Genomic DNA, 16,523 nt, shown 5'->3' with positions numbered 1-16,523 from the left:
GGCAAAGCGGCGCCCGCGCGTCGCTTCCAGGCGCGGGTGGTCGCAGCCCGTAGAGTGATCGCTACCCCACACGGTCCATTCGCGACGATGCCCGCGATCAACCTGTGATCTACCGCACGACGCATCACCCGAGGTCAGGACGTGTGCCACCGGGTGGCCGAGCGGCAAAACCCACATGCGGGGTGCACTCGCGCGCGCGAACAGTCAAAATGTGCGGGTGGCACAACCGACGACGCAGCTGAACGCGACCGAGCAGGACACCCTGGTCAAGCAGATCGGACTTGCCCTGCTGCGTGCCGCGCCGCGCGACTGGCGCAAAGTCACCGCGGAGTACCGGGCGCTCGGCAGGTACCACGAGCTGACCGGCGAGATCGTCACCGAGGACGGCACGGTGCACGAGTGGCTCGCCACCCATGACATCGCGACCCTCTTCGGCAGGCTCCGCGGTGGCATGTACCGCGACGGCCGCGGAACGTGGTTCAACGCGCGCTACCAGCTCGACCACCCGTCCAGTTACAACCTCGAGTACAACCGCGACGAGCCGGTGTGGAACCTCGCGCCGCCGCCGCAGGCCTACTCCGACGAACTGCGGATGTTCCCGCGCACCGAGGAGAACGTCCCCGAATGGCTGATCCGGCGGATGTCCGGGCTCGGCCCGGAGCAGCCGGGGCCGCACTTCCGGATCGCCCGGATCTTCGACACCGTCGGCCCGGCGGGCCGCCCGGTCATCAACCGCCCCGACCTCGAGGTCGAGGAGCAGGACCGGCTGCTGGAGTACCTCGAGCACGCCCCGCTGGTGGTGCCCGAGCGCGGCTACGACATCGACCGGCTGGCCGCGACGCCGGAAGCGACCGTCCCGGTCGCCTTCCACAGCGACGGCCAGTGGATTTGGCCCGCCGCCGTCAACTTCTACCTGCACAAGTACGGCGTTTCGCCCGAACCGGACCTGGTCGAGCACGTCCGCACCGTCGGCTTCAAGCTGCCGCCGGTGGACGAGCCGACGCTGCAGGCCGCCGCCGCGTACCTGACCCGGGGCAACCAGCCGCCGCCGCAGCAGCAGCGCCCGGCCGGCCCGCCGCCGCAGGGCCCGCCGCCCCAGGGGCCGCCCCCGCAGGGCCTGCCGCCCCAGGGTCCCCCGCAGCAGCAGGCGCCCGTGGGGCCGCCGCCCGTCGCACCCCCGCCCGTCGCGCCGCCGCAGCAGCACCAGGAGCCGCCCGCGCCGGTGGAGGCGCCGCTCTCGGTGCACGCGCCGGCCGAGCCGGAGGCCGCGGCCGAAGAGCACGAATACGCCGAAGAGGGCTACGACGAGCAGGAGTTCGAAGACCGCTTCGCCGAGGAAGACCACCAGTACGACGACGAGGAGTACGCGGAGCGGCCGGAGCACGCGGTCGGGACGAACGGCTCGTCGCCGGAGGCGGGCCGGGTGCCCGACCTGGAAGAGACCGCGGAGTACGTCCCCGACCAGCCGATCGGGCAGGAGCAGCCGCCGCGGGACGGCGAGCCCTTCCCGCGTCGCGACGACGAGCACGCCGCCTTCCAGCCGCCGCGGGAAGACGAGCACGCCTTCCCGGCCGAGCAGGCGTTCGAGCCGGGGCCGGCCCTGCACGACGAGGAACCGGCCGACCACCGGGAGGACGAGCCGGCGCACGCGGCGTTCGACTCCGGTCCGCCCGGGCCGGACGACGAGGCGGGGCACGCGTTCGACACCGGCCAGGCGGACGCCTTCCCGGCCGGCCGGCCGCACCAGGACGACGAGCCGTCGCACGCCGCCTTCCAGCCGACGGACGAACCCGATTTCCAGGCCGGTCAGCCGCCCCACCACGACGAGCTGTCCCACGCCTTCCAGGGCGGTCAGGCGCCGCACCGCGACGATGAGCCGTCCCATGCCTTCCAGGCCGGCCAGCCGCCGCACCGCGACGATGAGCCTTCGCACGCTGCCTTCCAGCCGCCGCGGCACGAGGACGAGCACGCCTTCCAGCCCTCGCGTCAGCCGGCCCGTGCGGAAGGCGAGGCCCCATTCCAGCAGCCTCGGCGCGAGCAGGCCGCGTTCGACCCCGGGCCGCCGACCATGATCACCCAGCCCGAGGTACCCGGCGTGCTGCCGGTGCCGGAGCCGCCGGCACCCCGGCCCGCGGCCCAGGCCGAGCCGCCTGCTCCCCCGCGTCCGGGCCGCCGGGCGCTGCGCCGCGAAACCCCGGACCACCCGGTGCTCGCCGGCCTGCAGGCCAAGCTCGACGAGCTCGACGTCCCCGAAAGCGGCTACAAGCTGGGCGAACCCGCCGAGCACGGGTGGAGCGTCGAAGAGGTCGAGGACGGCTGGCGCGTCGGCTGGTACGACGGCAAGCTCAGCAACCCCGCAGTGTTCGGCGACGCCGAGGACGCGGCCGCGTTCATGCTGGGCAAGCTGCTGCTCAACCCGGAGGGCCACCTGCCCCCCGAGGAGCCGCCCGCGCCGGAGCCCGCACCTGAACCGGAACCGGCCGCCCCGCAGCGGGTCGTCGCGACGGTCTCGCCCGAGATCGCCACCGGCTCGTACCCGGTCCGCAAGCCCGAGCCGGTGCCGCCGCAGGAGCAGACGGCGTTCACCAGCGCCGACGAGCTCTTCGGCGACATCGAGGACGACGAGCCGCCGGCCCCGCCGCGCCAGCCCGCGCCGGTCCCGGCCGGGCCGCCGCCGATGGCCCAGCAGGCCGGTCCGCCGCCCGGGGCGCCCGCACCGCCCCGGCGCGAACCGCCGTCGGCGCCGACGGTCCTGGCCCCCATGCCGCAGGGTGTCCTGCCGGTGCCACCGCCCCCTCCGGCGGGCGCGCCCGCGCCGCAGCGGCGGGACGAACCGGCCCGCCTGGCCGTCAACGGTGGCGGGGGTGGCGGCCAGCAGCAGTGGCCGATCGGCCCGCTGGCCGGTGAGCCGCCGCTGACGCTGTTCCGCGGCAAGGAGCTGCGCGAACTGCCCGTGGGCAGCGAGCTGGACCGCTTCGGCGGCCCGAACGGCAACCTGACGTACGCGGCCGGCACGCCGTTCGCCGAGCGGTCGCTGGTGCCGGAGTGGGTCAACCGCCCGTACCACGTCTACCGGGTGCAACGGCCCCTGGAGACGCTGGCCGGCGTCGCGATCCCGTGGTTCAACCAGCCGGGCGGCGGGTCGGCGTACCTGCTGCCGGCGTCGATCGAAGAACTCCTGGCCGAGGGCGACCTGATCGAGCTCGACCCGGGCGAACCCCCGATCGACTGAGTGCTTGCGAAGGCCCCGGCAGCGCACTGCCGGGGCCTTCGTGGTTTCAGCGGATGACGAGCCCGTGCGCGGCGGCGAAGGCGATCGCCGTTTCGACGTCGACCTCCGCGCCCCGCAGATCGGCCTGGACCAGGGCGTTCGCGTCGAGCCGCGCCCCGCGCAGGTCGGCGCCCTCGAGCTTCGCGCCCTGCAGCCGGGCGCCGGTCAGGTCACTGCCGCGCAGGTCGGCGCCGGTGAGGTCGGCTTCCATCAGGTTGGCTTCCCGCAGCCGCAGGCCGGAGAGCCCGAGCTTGCGCAGCCGCGCCTTCGCCAGCGACGCGAGCGAGAGGTCGCACTCGGTGAGCGCGATGCCGCCGAACCCGCTGTCGGTGAACGACGTGCCGAGCAGCGAGCACGCCGTCCAGCGGCTTTCGGCGAGCACCGTCCGGTCGAAGGTGCACGAGCGGAACGCCGACGCGTCGTGCCGGGAGCGCGACAGGTCGGCCCGGCTGAACACGCAGTCGTCGAAGGTGCAGCCGCGCGTCCGCAGCCCGCTCAGGTCCGCGCCGGTGAAGTCGCACCCGGTGAACCGGCGCTTTTCCCACCACTGCCCGGACAACACCGCTTCGCGGTAGTCCTCCCCCGTCTCCAGCACGGGCCCCAGGGTGCCACACCGCCCGGAGCGGCTTGCACTCGTCCACTATGGACGGGGGTGGACCAGCTCCGCACCCGGCCGATGGGTCTTCTCGCTGTCCGGTGCCGGCCGATCGCTAGCGTGATCTCATGCCCGACCAGCACTACACCGACGCCGGCCTCGCCTCGCTCTACGACGCGATGAACCCGCGGGAGAGCAGCGGCGACTTCGAGTTCTACCTGCCGATGATCATGGCCGCCGAGTCCGTCCTCGACGTCGGGTGCGGCACCGGTTCCCTGCTGCACTGGGCGCGCGAGTCCGGCCACGAAGGACGGCTCGTCGGCCTCGACCCCGCCGAAGGCATGCTCGTCCAGGCCCGCCGCCGGGACGACATCGAGTGGGTCCACGGCGATTTGTCGACCGCCTCCTGGGCCGGCGAGTTCGACTTCGCGGTGATGACCGGGCACGCGTTCCAGGTGCTGCTGACCGACGACGAGCTGCGCACGGCGTTCTCGGCCGTTTTCCGCGCGCTGCGCCCCGGCGGCCGGTTCGGCTTCGACACGCGCAACCCGGCCGCCCGCGGCTGGGAACGCTGGACACCGGACAACGTCTGGGAAACCGGCGAGGTCCGCTCGTGGAACGACGCCGGGCCGTTCGAGAACGGGTACGTCAGCTTCCGGACGACGTACGAAAGCCCGAACTGGGACGCGCCGCGGTACAGCGAGAGCACGTTGCGCTTCCTCGACGTCCCCTCGCTGAACGGGTTCGTCGAGGAAGCCGGGCTGGTCGTCGACGAGCAGTACGGCTACTGGGACCGTTCGCCGGTGTCGGACACCAGCCCGGAAATCGTCACGATCGTCCGGCGCCCCCTCACCGGAAGTCCCGTGACTTCGCCTTGATCCGCATCGGCAGCGGCTCGATGCGGTGGGCGAGGACGCTGACCACGCCGTCGGCCTTCTCCACCACCCCGCGGATCAGCAGCGCCGGGCTGCTGCGCGCGACGCGGTGGTAGCGCTGCCAGAGCCCGAGCGTGCAGATCACGTTGATCATCCCTGTTTCGTCCTCGATGTTGAGGAAGGTGACACCGCCCGCGGTCGCGGGGCGCTGCCGGTGCGTGACCGCGCCGCCGATCAGCACGCGCGCGCCGTCGTCGAGGTCCGCCAAGCCGCCCGCCGGCACGACGCCGAGTTCGTCGAGGCGGTCGCGGATGAACTCGGTCGGGTAGCTGTCCGGCGACACGCCGGTGGCCCAGACGTCCGCCGCCGCGACGTCGAGCCCGTCCATCCCAGGCAGCACCGGCGCCGGTGAGCCGACCAGGCCGGGCAACCGCTCCGGGCGTTCGCCGGCGACGGCGCCCGCGGTCCACAGCGCCTGACGGCGATCGCCGCCGAATCCGGCGAACGCACCGGCCGTGGCCAGCGCCTCGATCTGGGGCGTGGTCAGCCGCACGCGACGAGCGACGTCGGCCATGTCGCGGTAGTCGCCGTTCTCCGCGCGCTCGGCGACGATCCGCTTCGCGAGGTCTTCCCCGATCTTGCGCACGGTGCTCAGCCCGGTTCGTACGGCGTGGAGCTTTCCCTTGTCCGGCAAGGCTTCCAGGGTCGCGTGCGGCAGGCTTCGGTTGATGTCCGGGCCGTGCACGGTGACGCCGTGGCGCCGCGCGTCGGCGACCAGCGACTGCGGTGAGTAGAACCCCATCGGCTGCGCGCGCAGCAGGCCCGCCAGGAACGCGTCCGGGTGGTAGAACTTGAAGTAGGCGCTGGAAAAGACCAGGTGCGCGAAGCTCAGCGCGTGGCTCTCCGGGAAGCCGAAGTTCGCGAACGCCTTGAGCTTCAGGAAGATCTTCTGCGCGAGCTCGTCATCGACCCCGTTCGCGGCGGCGCCCTCGAGGAACCGCTGCCGCAGCAGGTCCATCTTCCGGTCCGACCGCTTCGACCCCATCGCGTGCCGCAGCTGGTCGGCCTCGGCCGCGGTGAAGTTCGCGACGTCCAGCGCGATCTGCATCATCTGCTCCTGGAACAGCGGCACGCCCTTGGTCTTGTGCAGCGCCCTCTCCAGCAGCGGGTGGTCGTAGGTCCACTCCTCGCGGCCCTGCTTGCGGCGGATGTACGGGTGCACCGAGCCGCCCTGGATCGGGCCCGGCCGGATCAGGGCGACTTCGACGGCGAGGTCGTAGAACTCGCGGGGCTGCAGCCGCGGCAGCGTCGCCAGCTGCGCCCGGCTCTCCACCTGGAAGACGCCGATCGCGTCGGCGCGGCACAGCATGTCGTAGATCTTCTCGTCGGCCAGGTCGAGCTCGGCCAGGTCGACCTGTTCGTCTTTGTACTCCGCGACGAGGTCGATCATGTAGTGCAGCGCGGACAGCATGCCGAGGCCGAGCAGGTCGAACTTGACCAGCCCGGCGGCGGCGCAGTCCTCCTTCTCCCACTGGATCACGCTGCGGTCGGCCATCCGCGCCCACTCGACCGGGACGACCTGGCTCACCGGCTCGGCGCACATGACCATGCCGCCGGAGTGGATGCCCAGGTGCCGCGGGAAGTCCTCGAGCGCGAAGGCGAGCTGCAGGACCTCGTCCGGGATGTCGTGGTCGTGGTCCTTTTCGGTGTTCTGCAGCGAGCCCCAGCGGTCGATCTGCTTGCTCCAGGCGTCCTGCTGGCCCGGCGAGTAGCCCAGTGCCCTGGCGGCGTCGCGGACGGCGGACCGGGCGCGGTAGGTGATCACGTTCGCGACCTGGGCGGTTCTGAGGCGGCCGTGTTTCTCGAAGACGTACTGGATGGCCTCCTCGCGGCGGTCGGACTCGATGTCGAGGTCGATGTCGGGGTAGCCGTCCCGGTCCGGGGCGAGGAAGCGCTCGAAGAGCAGTTCGTAGGCGACGGAGTCGACCTTGGTGATGCCGAGCGCGTAGCAGACGGCCGAGTTCGCGGCCGAGCCGCGGCCCTGGCACAGGATGTCGTGCTCGCGGCAGAACCGGACGATGTCCCAGACGATGAGGAAGTAGCCGGGGAAGCCGAGTTCTTCGATGATGGCGAGCTCGTGCTTGATCTGTTCCTTCGCCTGTTCTTCGTGTGGCTTGCCCTGGAAACGCTCCTCGGCGCCTTCCTTCGTCAGCTCGCGGAGGTAGGTCGTTTCGGTGTAGCCCTCGGGGACGTCGAAGGGCGGCAGCTCGGGGGCGATCAGCTTCAGCGGGAACGCGCATTCCATGCCGAGCAGGGCACTGCGCCGGACGGCGCCGGGGTACCGCCGGAACAGGGCGTCCATTTCGGCGCCGCTGCGGAGGAAGGCTGTCCCGGCGGCGGGCAGCCAGCCTTCGAGTTCGTCGATCCCCCGCCGGGCCCGGATCGCGGCGAGAGCATCGGCCAGCGGGGCACGTTCGGGCCGCGCGTAGTGGGCGGCGGTGGTGGCGACGGTCGGCAGGCCGAGTTCGCCGGCGAGCTGCGTCAGGAGGTCGTTGTGGGTGCTGTCGAGGGGCTGGCGATGGTCGGTGAGCTCGACGTAGACGTTGTCGCGCCCGAAGCGGTCCACCAGTTCTTTCAGCTTCTCCGCGGCGGCCGCCGGGCCGTGCGCGACGAGGGCCGAACGCACGGCGCCCTTGCGGCAGCCCGTCAGCACCACGCACTGGCCGGCGACCTCCTCGGCGACCGCGCCGAGGTCGTAGCTGGGCCGTCCCTTTTCGGCCTGGTGGTGGATCTGCCCGGCGGTGATGGCGCGGCAGAGGGCCCGGTAGCCCTGGTCGCCGCGGGCGAGCAGGAGGAGGTGCTCGCCTTCCGGATCGGGAACGCCGTTCTGCGGGCTGCGCAGGCCGAAGCTGAGCTCGGTGCCGAAGACGGTGTCGACGCCGAGTTCCCGCGCGGCCTCGGCAAAGCGCACGACGCCGTACATGCCGTCGTGGTCGGTGAGGGCGATGGCGTCGAGTTCGAGGCGCGCGGCCTCTTCGACGAGTTCTTCGGGGTGGCTGGCCCCGTCGAGGAAGCTGAAGTTGGAGTGGCAGTGCAGTTCGGCGTAGGGAACGCGGACGGTTTCGGCGCCATCATCGTTGCGCCGGGCGGGAAGGTCGCCGGGTCTTTGGTATCCCTCGCGGTGACGGCCCCAGGCGGGACTGTCACCGTGGTCGCCCGGCGGCATCCCGCCGGCGAGAGTGCGGGCGAGGTCCTTCCAGCGGACGGGTGGGTTGTTCCAGCCCATTCAGTGACTCCCGGGCTGGTCGCGCCGCTGGTCCTCCGCCGCCCGGCGGCGACGGTGCCAGTTGGTCGGGTGGTTCCAGCGGGATCGGGCTTCGGCTTCGGTCATGGGGCTTGCCGGCGCCTCGGCGTCACCCATGCGGCTTACATCCGGCGCCTCCGCGTGGCCGTCCGCGTTCGTGGGTTGGCTCGCCTCAGCCCGGCTCATGCGGCTCACGCCCCGCGTCCCCGCGCGACCGCCCACCCGCGCCGGCGGGCTCCAGCGGATCTCGATTCCGCTGATGCGGCACCCGTTCTCCCGCGACGAGCGCTGGACCGGAAGCGTGATCACCGGGCAGATCCACTCGTCGTCGGCGGCGGGCGGCTCCGGGAGCTGCCCGCGGACCGTCCACCTGTCCGGCGTGTCCGCTTGCTCGTCCGTCGCGGGCTCGGGGATCTCGCGCAGCCACTCGCGCTCCTCCGATGTCCCGCTGGGCGTGGCGCCGGGCTCGGCTCGCAGCCAGTTGCGCAGCTTTCGTGCGTAGTTCTCGTCCATGCTCAGTCGTACACTCCCTCGACCGTCCACAGTGGATTTTCCGTGCCTGCGCAGTGCACCAGCACCGCCTCGGGTGGCTCGTCTCCCTCACCGGCCAGGACCAGCTGCAGCCGCGCCCGCCGCGGGCCGGGCCGGCGGCGGTCGCCCGTCAGGGGCCACGGGCCCGCCCAGCCCACGACCTCCCGGCCCGCGCCGCCCGCGATGGTGAGGCGTCGCGGGGGCGCCGTGAGCTGGTCGCGGGCCGTGATGCCGACGGCCCGGCCGCCGTCGTCGAAGACCTGTGCCGGGACCGGCCGGTCGAGGACCGTCGCCGGGGACGGGGACGGCAGCCGCCCCGGCCAGGTCGCGTCCGGAGGTGTCGTCCGCTCGCGCGGGTCGCCCCAGGGCACCAGCCAGACGCGGCCCGCCGGGTCGCGGCCGCCGTCGAGCACCGGGGTGAGCACGCCTTCGGGCCCGAGCAGGCCCTGGACCCGCACGAACGCGCGGGCCGCCCGCTCGTCGGCCTCGTCGGAACCGCCGTTGCGCCACAGGTCGAGCTGCAGCGACCGCCCTTCGACGACCTCCTCGGGTTCCAGCCGCAGCCGCACGACGCCGGATGTCGGACGCTGCCCGGGCGCGGCGCGCAGCCAGCCCTCGAACTGCCAGCGCACGCGATCGGCGACGCCGGCGGGCGTCAGCGGTTCGGCGCAGCGCCACGCCCGGCCGAGGTGTTCGCCTTCTTCGGTGACCGCGTAGATGCCGAGCCGCGTGCAGGCGAGACCGTGCCCGGCGAGGGCCGCGCAGAACCGCGTCGCAAGCCCTTTGGCGAGGAACGCCGCGACGTCGACCCGCTCGACCACGGGGTCGAACTCCTCGGCCAGCGCCAGTTCGGGCGGTGGCCGGCGGCGCAGCGGCGGCCGTTCGGAACGGCCGCGCGCCAGCCGGTGGGCGAGCAGCCCGGCCGCACCGAAGCGGTTGGCGACGTCCCGTTCCGGCAGGTCGGCGAACGCACCGAGCGTCTTCAGCCCGAGGCGACGGAGCAGATCGACTAGCTCCGCACGGTCGGCACCGGGCTGGTCGAGCTCGGTGACCGGAAGCGGGGCGAGGAATTCGGCAACCCGCCCGGCCGGGACGAGCTCACCGCAGCGCGCGGCGAGCGTCGCGGCGAAGAGCCCCTCGGCGACGCCGACCTGACACTCGACCCCGGCCGCCGCGGCGACCTCGTCGAGAAGCCGTTCGACGAGCGCGTGTTCTCCGCCGAAGTAGCCGGCAGCCCCGTCGACGGGAACGGCGACCAGCCCGGGCCGCACGACCTCGACCCCGACAACGAGCCCTTCGACGGCCCGCGCGACGGCTTCGAAAAGCCGCGCGTCCCGCCCGTCGTCGGCGGGGAAGACGGCGAGTTCCGGACAGTTCGACTGAGCATCTCGCCGCCGCATCCCCCGCCGGACGCCACTCCGCCGGGCAACGGCGTTGCAGGCGACAACCCGGTTGGCGCTGAAGACGCCAACGGGCAGGGCGGCATCAACCCCGCCAACGGCCGCAGCGGCGACGGCGGGCCAGTCCGGGCACCACAGGACGAGCATGCGGGCGGGGGCGTCGGGTGTGCTGCGTGGGGACGGGACGGTCATTTGGCCTCCCGAACTCGACCGCCACTGCGACGCGGGCGGAGGTCATGGAGTGGTGGTCCGCCCGCGGACCTGGGCGGTAGGCCCACGCACTCGGAGGGTCGGCTCGCGTCCTCGGAGGGTCGGCTCGCGCACCCCAAGGGTTGGCCCACCCACCCAGAGGGTCGGCCCGCGTACTTGCGGGGTCGGTTCGCGTCCTCGGAGGGTCGGTTCGCGTCCTCGGAGAGTCGACTCGCGTACCCCGACGGTCGGTTCGCGTCGCTGGAGGGTCGGCCGGCGCACCCGGAGGGTCGGTTCGCGGGAGCAGGACCCGATCTCGCGTGACTGGAGGCGGAACTCGCGTGATTGGAAGGGCATCTCGCGTGACTGGTGAGGTCACATGCGTGGCTGGCGGGGCATGGGGGGTGGGGGTAGGTGGGAGTCATGCGGTGGCCTCGCGGAGCGAGGGGGCGGGGAGCGCCTGGGTGATCTCGCCGTCGGCTGCCGGGAGGTGGAGGTCGGCCGCGCGGGGGCGGGCTGCCGGGCCGCGGCCGTGGGCTCGGACCCGCACCCGGCGTGACTCGAGGTGGCCGTACCCACCGGATGGGCCCGACCAAGGCTCACGACGGCATGACAGCTCCACGTCCGCTCCGGGCCATGCCCCCGCCGACACCAGCACCGAACCGCGGTGACGAGCCCGGGCCGACAGCCGACGCGCCACGGCTGGCTGGATCGTCTCCGACTGGACCGCCACCACGTCGACGCCGTCCAGCAACGCCGCGATCACCGCCGGGAGCTCCGCCCCGGGACGCGGGACAAGGGCCAGGCGGGTGACGTCGACCCCGTATTCGGCCGCCGCCGCGATCCCCAACGAGGGCATGCCGACCACCGCCGCCCAGGAGCCCGCCGTCGTGGCCGCGGCGAGGAGGGCGAGCAGCAGCGAGGTGCCGCCGTGGACCGCCACCGTGCTCCCGCGCCGGAGCCCGATGTCGGGCAGCAGCCCGGCCAGCGCCGGGACGACCGGGAGCACCCTTCCCGTCGCCCTGGCCCGCTCGGCCTGGGCCGCCACCCGGCTCGCCGTGCTGACCCCGGGCAGGGCCGCCAGCCGGGCCACCGGCGGCTCCACCACAGCGGTCACCGCACGCACCTCCCCACTACGGACTAGGGCCGGCGGCCGAGCCTCTCCCAAAACGCGACCGACAGCACTGGTTCGCCGCGGGGAAGGCGGCGGTTCCACGTCGAACGTCTGTTCGACTGAGACCAGTCAACCGCGAACCACTCGAGGTGTCAAGTCACCCACTAGTGGGGTACGCGGCTTGGAAAGCCAAGCGCGCGTCGGCACCGGAAGCGATCCGCTCGAGCTCGTCGTCGAGGGCCAGAAAGGTCTCCCAAGGCGGCCCATCGAGCCGCTCGGCGACCCGCTGCTCCAGCTCCGGCAGCCGCTTTCCCTTCCACACCTTGTCCGCCAGCGTGACGAGCAGATCTTCGAAGGTGACGTCGGCAGCGTCCCAAGAGCCGTGCGTCCGCGCGAAGCGCGCCAAAGACTCCTCGACCCCCCGCGAACGCAGCAACGAGTACCCGGCGAGCTCGTGCGCCGATCCCGGCCCGGACAGCTCGTTGGGATGCAGGATCTTCCCGATGTCGTGCGTCGCCGCACCGAACAGCACCGCGGGGACGTCCACCCGCGGCCCCACCCACCCGGTCAGCGTGACCACGACGTCGTGCACCACCCGCAGGTGCGCGCCCAATCGGGGCGGCGCGGCCAGTGTCTCCAGCAAAGTCCGCGCCCGGGGCGGCAGCGGGGCGAATCCCGGGGCGTCGAGCGCGTGACGCAGGTTCACCCCGCCACGGTAATGAAGTTGCCCGCACCGGCGCCGGTCACTAGACAGGCGGCGTGGAGCTCACCGACGCCCGCCCCGAAGACTGCGCCGAACTGCTGGTCCTCCAGCGCTGCTGCTGGGTGCAGGAGGCCGTCCTCAACGACACCCTCGCCATCCCCGCCCTGCACGAGACCCTCGAAGACGTGCGTGACTGGACGAAAACGTGGTCGGTGTGGGTGCTGCGGCAGGACCACCGGCTGATCGGCGCCGTGCGCGCCCGTCTGGACGGGGACCGCTGGGAACTCGGCAGGCTGATGGTCGCACCGGACTTCGCCGGGCGCGGACTGGGTCGCCGGCTGCTCGCCCACGCCGAAGCGCAGGCGCCCGCGGAAGCCCGCCGGTTCGCCCTCTTCACCGGGGCGCGCAGTACCCGCAACATCGCGCTGTACCAACGGGCCGGCTACCGGCTCACCGACGCGCCGGCGCCCGACGGCCACATCGCCGGGGCGGTCTACCTGGAGAAGAACGTCACGCTGCGCGAAAAACCCGGTCCGGCCGCCTGACGCTGCGGCGTCGGCTAGATTCCCCGGTGGACTTTGGGGGTGGCGATGACCGAACCGCGGAGACGGCCGGACTCGGCAGTCACCCGCGCCCTCGTCGCGGCAGGAGTGGTGGGAGCGGCAGTAGCGGCTGCAGCGGTCGTCGCCGGCTGCGGGGTTCCGGGCGCCACGGCCGCGGCCACCGCGCCCACGACCATCGGCGCCCAGTGGCGCTCGTTCCGCGCCGACATCACCGGGATCCGCCCCGGTTCGGACGACCACAGCCTCTTCGTCCAGGTCGCGCTGCCCGGCAAGGACCCCGGCTGCGTCCGGGAGCCGCGGATCGAACAGGTCGTGGAGGCGAAGACGGACATCCGCGCGGACGTCGTCTACTCGACCCGCCCGGCCGCGGGCGGCTGCCAGGACAAGGTGGCCGCGGAAGTGCGGCTGACGACGAGGGACCCGATCGCGGACCGGACGGTCATCCTCAACGCCGACACCGGCAACGCCTGGCACAAGCTGGGCGCGGGCTGGGGCCACTGCGACCGCCAAGGCAGCTGTGCCGCGCCCGCCGACCACTGCGATCCCGCGTGGATCGGTGCCGCGGTGTCCGCCGCCGGTGCCGTGAGCCCCGGCACGATCCGCGCGTGCGTGCCGGGCTGGCTGATCCTCGACCTCCTGCAGCACCAGTCCGAGCCGCCGTCCCGCACCGCCTTCCGCTGGAGCGACGCGGGGTGGACGTCGTTCGCGCAGGCCCGCTCCGCCGGCTGCGCGGAGATCCTGGTGGTCGAGCCGAAGTTCCCGGCCGCGCTCTGCCGGACGCTGCCCGCGCCCGCCTAGCGCAGCTTTTTGACGATCTCCGCGCCGACCGCCTGCACGGCCGCGTCGGTTTCCTCCTGCGGCATCGGCGAGTTCGAGAAGAACCCCTTGTCCCAGCCGGACACTTCGAGGATGACGACGGTCGTGCCCTTCAGGACATGCAGTTCGGACCCGCTGAACGCGCTGTCGGTGGCCAGCCGGACCAGGACCGCCTTGTCGCCGATGCCGCGCACGTCCGTCGGCGGGAGCGCCGGTGCCTTCGGCTTGAACAGGTCGTTCGCCTGCTCGCGCGCGCTCGCCCCGGAGTACTGCGTGATCTGGACGTGCATGGTGGCGTCGCGGACGTTCTCGTCCGGGCCCGGCTTCCAGCTGCAGCCCTGCTGCTTGATGCCCGGGAGGTCCTGGGTGCCCTGGCCGCCCAGCACGAAGCTCGGGAAGCCCGCCTTCTCCAGCACCGGCGCCGGGACCTGGCACTCGGCGGGCACCGGCGACGACGACGGTGCCGCGCCGGTGCTCGCGAAGTAGTCGCCCGCGAAGATGCCCAGCGGAATGCCCGCGCCGAGCAGCACGACGACGCCGCCGACGATGCCGAGGACCAGCCCGGTCCGCTTCTTCTTCGGCGGCGGTGTCGGTGCGCCGTACCCGGCCGGCGGGTAGCCCGGCGGTGGATACCCGGGCGGATAGCCCTGCTGCTGCGGGTACCCGGACGGATAGCCCTGCTGCGGCGGATATCCGGGCTGCTGCGGATAGCCCGGGTACCCCGGCTGGCCTTGGCCGTACGGCGGCGGTTGCTGCATCGAGCCCTCCCTCTCGAAGAGCGGGTCAGTGACATCCGGGGCTTCGCCCCGGGGCCGGGGGCTCCGCCACCCGGAGCCCCCGAAAGCGGTCAGTGACATCCGGAGCTTCGCCCCGGGGCCGGGGGCTCCGCCACCCGGAGCCCCCGAAAGCGGTCAGTGCGCGAAGTGGCGCGTCCCCGTCAGGTACATGGTGACGCCCGCCTTCTCCGCCGCCGCGATGACCTCGGCGTCACGGACCGAGCCGCCGGGCTGCACGATCGCGCGGACACCCGCCTCGGTCAGCACCTCCAGGCCGTCCGGGAACGGGAAGAACGCGTCCGACGCGCCGACCGAGCCCTTGGCCCGGTCGCCGGCCCGCGCCACCGCGAGCCGCGACGAGTCGACCCGGTTGACCTGGCCCATGCCGACGCCGACGGTCGCGCCGTCGGTGGCCAGCAGGATCGCGTTGGACTTGACCGCGCGCAGCGAGCGCCACGCGAACTCGAGGTCGCGCAGGGTCTGCTCGTCGGCCGCGGCGCCGGTGGCGAGCGTCCAGTTCGCCGGGTCGTCGCCGGAAGCGTCGATCGCGTCGGCCGTCTGCAGCAGGACGCCGCCGGAGATCGGGCGGAACTCGATCGGCGACGCCGGGGCCGCCGGCAGCTTCAGCAGCCGGATGTTCTTCTTGCGCTGCAGGATCTCCAGGGCTTCGGCGTCGAAGTCCGGCGCCAGCACGACCTCGGTGAAGATCTCGCCGATCTGCTCGGCGGCCTCGCGGCTGACCGGCCGGTTCGTCGCGATGACGCCACCGTAGGCCGAAACCGGGTCGCACGCGTGCGCCTTGCGGTGGGCCTCGGCGATGTCCACGCCGATCGCGATGCCGCACGGGTTGGCGTGCTTGATGATCGCGACGGCGGGCTCGGCGAAGTCGTACGCGGCGCGGCGGGCGGCATCGGTGTCGACGTAGTTGTTGTACGACATGGCCTTGCCGTGCAACTGCTCGGCGTGCGCCAGGCCCGGGTTCTGGCTCTTGTACAGCGCGGCCTTCTGGTGCGGGTTCTCGCCGTAGCGCAGGACGTCGGCGCGTTCCCAGGTGGCGCCGAGGAAGTCCGGGAAGCCGGCGTCGACAGTGTTCTCGTCGGGGGCGTACGCGCTGGCGAACCATGACGCGACAGCCGTGTCGTACGCCGCAGTGTGCGCATACGCCTGGGCGGCGAGGCGCTTGCGGTCTTCGAACTCGAAGCCGCCGTCGGCGACGCGCTCGAGCACCCAGCCGTAGCGGGCCGGGTCGACGACGACCGCGACGCTGCCGTGGTTCTTCGCCGCCGCGCGGACCATGGCCGGGCCGCCGATGTCGATGTTCTCGACGCAGTCTTCGGGGCTCGCGCCGGACGCGACGGTCTGCGCGAACGGGTACAGGTTCACCACGAGCAGGTCGAACGCCGCGATGTCCAGCTTGCGCAGCTGCTCGACGTGGTCGGGGTTGCCCTGGTCGGCCAGCAGCCCGGCGTGCACGTGCGGGTGCAGCGTCTTGACGCGGCCGTCCAGCGACTCCGGGAAACCGGTGACCTGCTCGACCGGCGTGACCGGGACCCCGGCGTCGGCGATGGCCTTCGCCGTGCCACCGGTGGAGACGATCTCGACGCCGGCCGCGTGCAGGCCGGTCGCGAGGTCCAGGAGGCCCGCCTTGTCCGAGACGCCGATCAGCGCCCGGCGGACCGGGCGCCGTCCCAGGTCAGTGCTCACGAAATGTCACCTTTCGTCCGTCCACGGTGCAGCCACCGCGGCCGAGTCGCTCGATCGTTTCCACCAGCAGCCTGCGTTCGACGGCCTTGATCCGTTCGTGCAGGACGTCTTCGTCGTCGTCGCTCTCCACGACGACCGCCTCCTGGGCGATGATCGGCCCGGTGTCGACCCCGGCGTCCGCGAAGTGCACGGTCGAGCCGGTGACCTTGACCCCGGCCTCCAGGGCGTCGCGGACCGCGTGCATGCCGGGGAAGGACGGGAGCAGCGCCGGGTGCGTGTTGATCACCGTGAAGCGGCCGAGGAACTGCTCACCGAGGATCTTCATGAATCCGGCGGAGACGACCAGGTCGGGCCGGTACGCCGCGACGGCCTCGGTCAGCGCCTTGTCCCACGCGGCGCGGTCGGGGTGGTCGGCGACGCGGACGGTGAACGACGGGATGCTCAGGCGCTCGGCGCGGGTGAGGGCCTCGATGCCGGTGCGGTCGGCGCCGACCGCGACGACCTTGGCCGGGAAGCCGGACCGCCCGGTGGCGTCCAGCACCGCCTGCAGGAGGGTGCCGGAGCCCGACGCGAGCACGACGAGCTTCACCGGAGTGGGCAGGTCCAACCGTTGAGACAGAGCGGGCTCCTTGCCGCGGGCGGTGCGCAGCCGGGCGCACGGCGCTTCACCAGGTCACCTAAA

At 72.8% G+C, this 16,523-nt stretch carries 13 protein-coding genes; 4 read left to right on the top strand and 9 right to left on the bottom strand.

Annotated elements, in window-relative coordinates:
* The first annotated feature begins 211 nt into the window (after nucleotides 1-211).
* Nucleotides 212-3,232 carry a glycohydrolase toxin TNT-related protein gene (locus tag ISP_RS04155; protein WP_013222731.1) on the top strand — a complete coding sequence of 1,007 codons (3,021 nt, stop codon included), beginning with the start codon at nucleotides 212-214 and terminating at the stop codon, nucleotides 3,230-3,232.
* A 46-nt stretch (nucleotides 3,233-3,278) separates the two neighbouring features.
* On the opposite strand, the gene ISP_RS04150 is transcribed toward ISP_RS04155, so the two are convergent.
* The gene (locus tag ISP_RS04150; RefSeq protein ID WP_013222730.1) at nucleotides 3,279-3,866 is read right to left on the bottom strand and encodes a pentapeptide repeat-containing protein; all 588 of its coding nucleotides are present in this window, start codon (nucleotides 3,864-3,866) and stop codon (nucleotides 3,279-3,281) included.
* A 128-nt stretch (nucleotides 3,867-3,994) separates the two neighbouring features.
* Between ISP_RS04150 and ISP_RS04145 the strand changes: the two genes are divergently transcribed.
* Nucleotides 3,995-4,744 (top strand): class I SAM-dependent methyltransferase, encoded by a 750-nt coding sequence (locus ISP_RS04145; protein WP_013222729.1) that lies wholly within the window; start codon nucleotides 3,995-3,997, stop codon nucleotides 4,742-4,744.
* Here ISP_RS04145 and ISP_RS04140 read toward each other — a convergent pair.
* The 5 genes from ISP_RS04140 to ISP_RS04120 all read right to left on the bottom strand — a co-directional run bounded on the left by ISP_RS04140 (nucleotide 4,716) and on the right by ISP_RS04120 (nucleotide 11,985).
* Nucleotides 4,716-8,027, bottom strand: a complete 3,312-nt coding sequence (locus ISP_RS04140; protein WP_037374098.1) for an error-prone DNA polymerase — start codon at nucleotides 8,025-8,027, stop codon at nucleotides 4,716-4,718. The two genes, ISP_RS04145 and ISP_RS04140, sit on opposite strands and share 29 nt — an antisense overlap.
* Nucleotides 8,028-8,558 (bottom strand): hypothetical protein, encoded by a 531-nt coding sequence (locus tag ISP_RS04135; RefSeq protein WP_013222727.1) that lies wholly within the window; start codon nucleotides 8,556-8,558, stop codon nucleotides 8,028-8,030.
* A 2-nt stretch (nucleotides 8,559-8,560) separates the two neighbouring features.
* Nucleotides 8,561-10,168 carry a DNA polymerase Y family protein gene (locus ISP_RS04130; RefSeq protein ID WP_459542242.1) on the bottom strand — a complete coding sequence of 536 codons (1,608 nt, stop codon included), beginning with the start codon at nucleotides 10,166-10,168 and terminating at the stop codon, nucleotides 8,561-8,563.
* Between the two features lie 418 nt (nucleotides 10,169-10,586).
* Nucleotides 10,587-11,282, bottom strand: a complete 696-nt coding sequence (locus tag ISP_RS04125; RefSeq protein ID WP_013222725.1) for a hypothetical protein — start codon at nucleotides 11,280-11,282, stop codon at nucleotides 10,587-10,589.
* A gap of 154 nt (nucleotides 11,283-11,436) precedes the next feature.
* Nucleotides 11,437-11,985, bottom strand: coding sequence for an HD domain-containing protein (locus tag ISP_RS04120; protein WP_230468707.1), 549 nt, complete (start codon nucleotides 11,983-11,985; stop codon nucleotides 11,437-11,439).
* 53 nt (nucleotides 11,986-12,038) lie between these two features.
* On the opposite strand from ISP_RS04120, the gene ISP_RS04115 reads away from it, so the two are divergent.
* Nucleotides 12,039-12,527, top strand: a complete 489-nt coding sequence (locus ISP_RS04115; RefSeq protein WP_013222723.1) for a GNAT family N-acetyltransferase — start codon at nucleotides 12,039-12,041, stop codon at nucleotides 12,525-12,527.
* Between the two features lie 45 nt (nucleotides 12,528-12,572).
* Nucleotides 12,573-13,343: a hypothetical protein gene (locus ISP_RS04110; protein WP_230468706.1), complete on the top strand. Its 771-nt coding sequence runs from the start codon at nucleotides 12,573-12,575 to the stop codon at nucleotides 13,341-13,343.
* On the opposite strand, the gene ISP_RS04105 is transcribed toward ISP_RS04110, so the two are convergent.
* The 3 genes from ISP_RS04105 to purN all read right to left on the bottom strand — a co-directional run bounded on the left by ISP_RS04105 (nucleotide 13,340) and on the right by purN (nucleotide 16,448).
* On the bottom strand, nucleotides 13,340-14,119 hold the full coding sequence (locus ISP_RS04105) for a hypothetical protein (protein WP_013222721.1): 780 nt from the start codon (nucleotides 14,117-14,119) through the stop codon (nucleotides 13,340-13,342). The two genes, ISP_RS04110 and ISP_RS04105, sit on opposite strands and share 4 nt — an antisense overlap.
* A gap of 153 nt (nucleotides 14,120-14,272) precedes the next feature.
* Entirely contained in the window at nucleotides 14,273-15,841 is a 1,569-nt protein-coding gene (gene purH, locus ISP_RS04100; protein WP_013222720.1) for a bifunctional phosphoribosylaminoimidazolecarboxamide formyltransferase/IMP cyclohydrolase, read from the bottom strand.
* Entirely contained in the window at nucleotides 15,831-16,448 is a 618-nt protein-coding gene (gene purN / locus ISP_RS04095) for a phosphoribosylglycinamide formyltransferase (RefSeq protein WP_013222719.1), read from the bottom strand. The genes purH and purN overlap by 11 nt, the downstream gene beginning before the upstream one ends.
* Between the last annotated feature and the right edge of the window lie 75 nt (nucleotides 16,449-16,523).

The sequence above is a fragment of the Amycolatopsis mediterranei genome (assembly GCF_026017845.1).
In the GTDB taxonomy this organism is placed as follows: domain Bacteria; phylum Actinomycetota; class Actinomycetes; order Mycobacteriales; family Pseudonocardiaceae; genus Amycolatopsis; species Amycolatopsis mediterranei.
Note: the sequence above shows the minus strand (reverse complement) of the source record. Positions and strands in the feature narration are given on the sequence as shown.

Coding starts and splice junctions, on each gene's coding strand:
- ISP_RS04145 (WP_013222729.1), top strand. CDS start 3,995: ATGCCCGACCAGCACTACACCGACGCCGGCCTCGCCTCGCTCTACGAC.
- ISP_RS04135 (WP_013222727.1), bottom strand. CDS start 8,558: ATGGACGAGAACTACGCACGAAAGCTGCGCAACTGGCTGCGAGCCGAG.
- ISP_RS04130 (WP_459542242.1), bottom strand. CDS start 10,168: ATGACCGTCCCGTCCCCACGCAGCACACCCGACGCCCCCGCCCGCATG.
- ISP_RS04140 (WP_037374098.1), bottom strand. CDS start 8,027: ATGGGCTGGAACAACCCACCCGTCCGCTGGAAGGACCTCGCCCGCACT.
- ISP_RS04110 (WP_230468706.1), top strand. CDS start 12,573: ATGACCGAACCGCGGAGACGGCCGGACTCGGCAGTCACCCGCGCCCTC.
- ISP_RS04105 (WP_013222721.1), bottom strand. CDS start 14,119: ATGCAGCAACCGCCGCCGTACGGCCAAGGCCAGCCGGGGTACCCGGGC.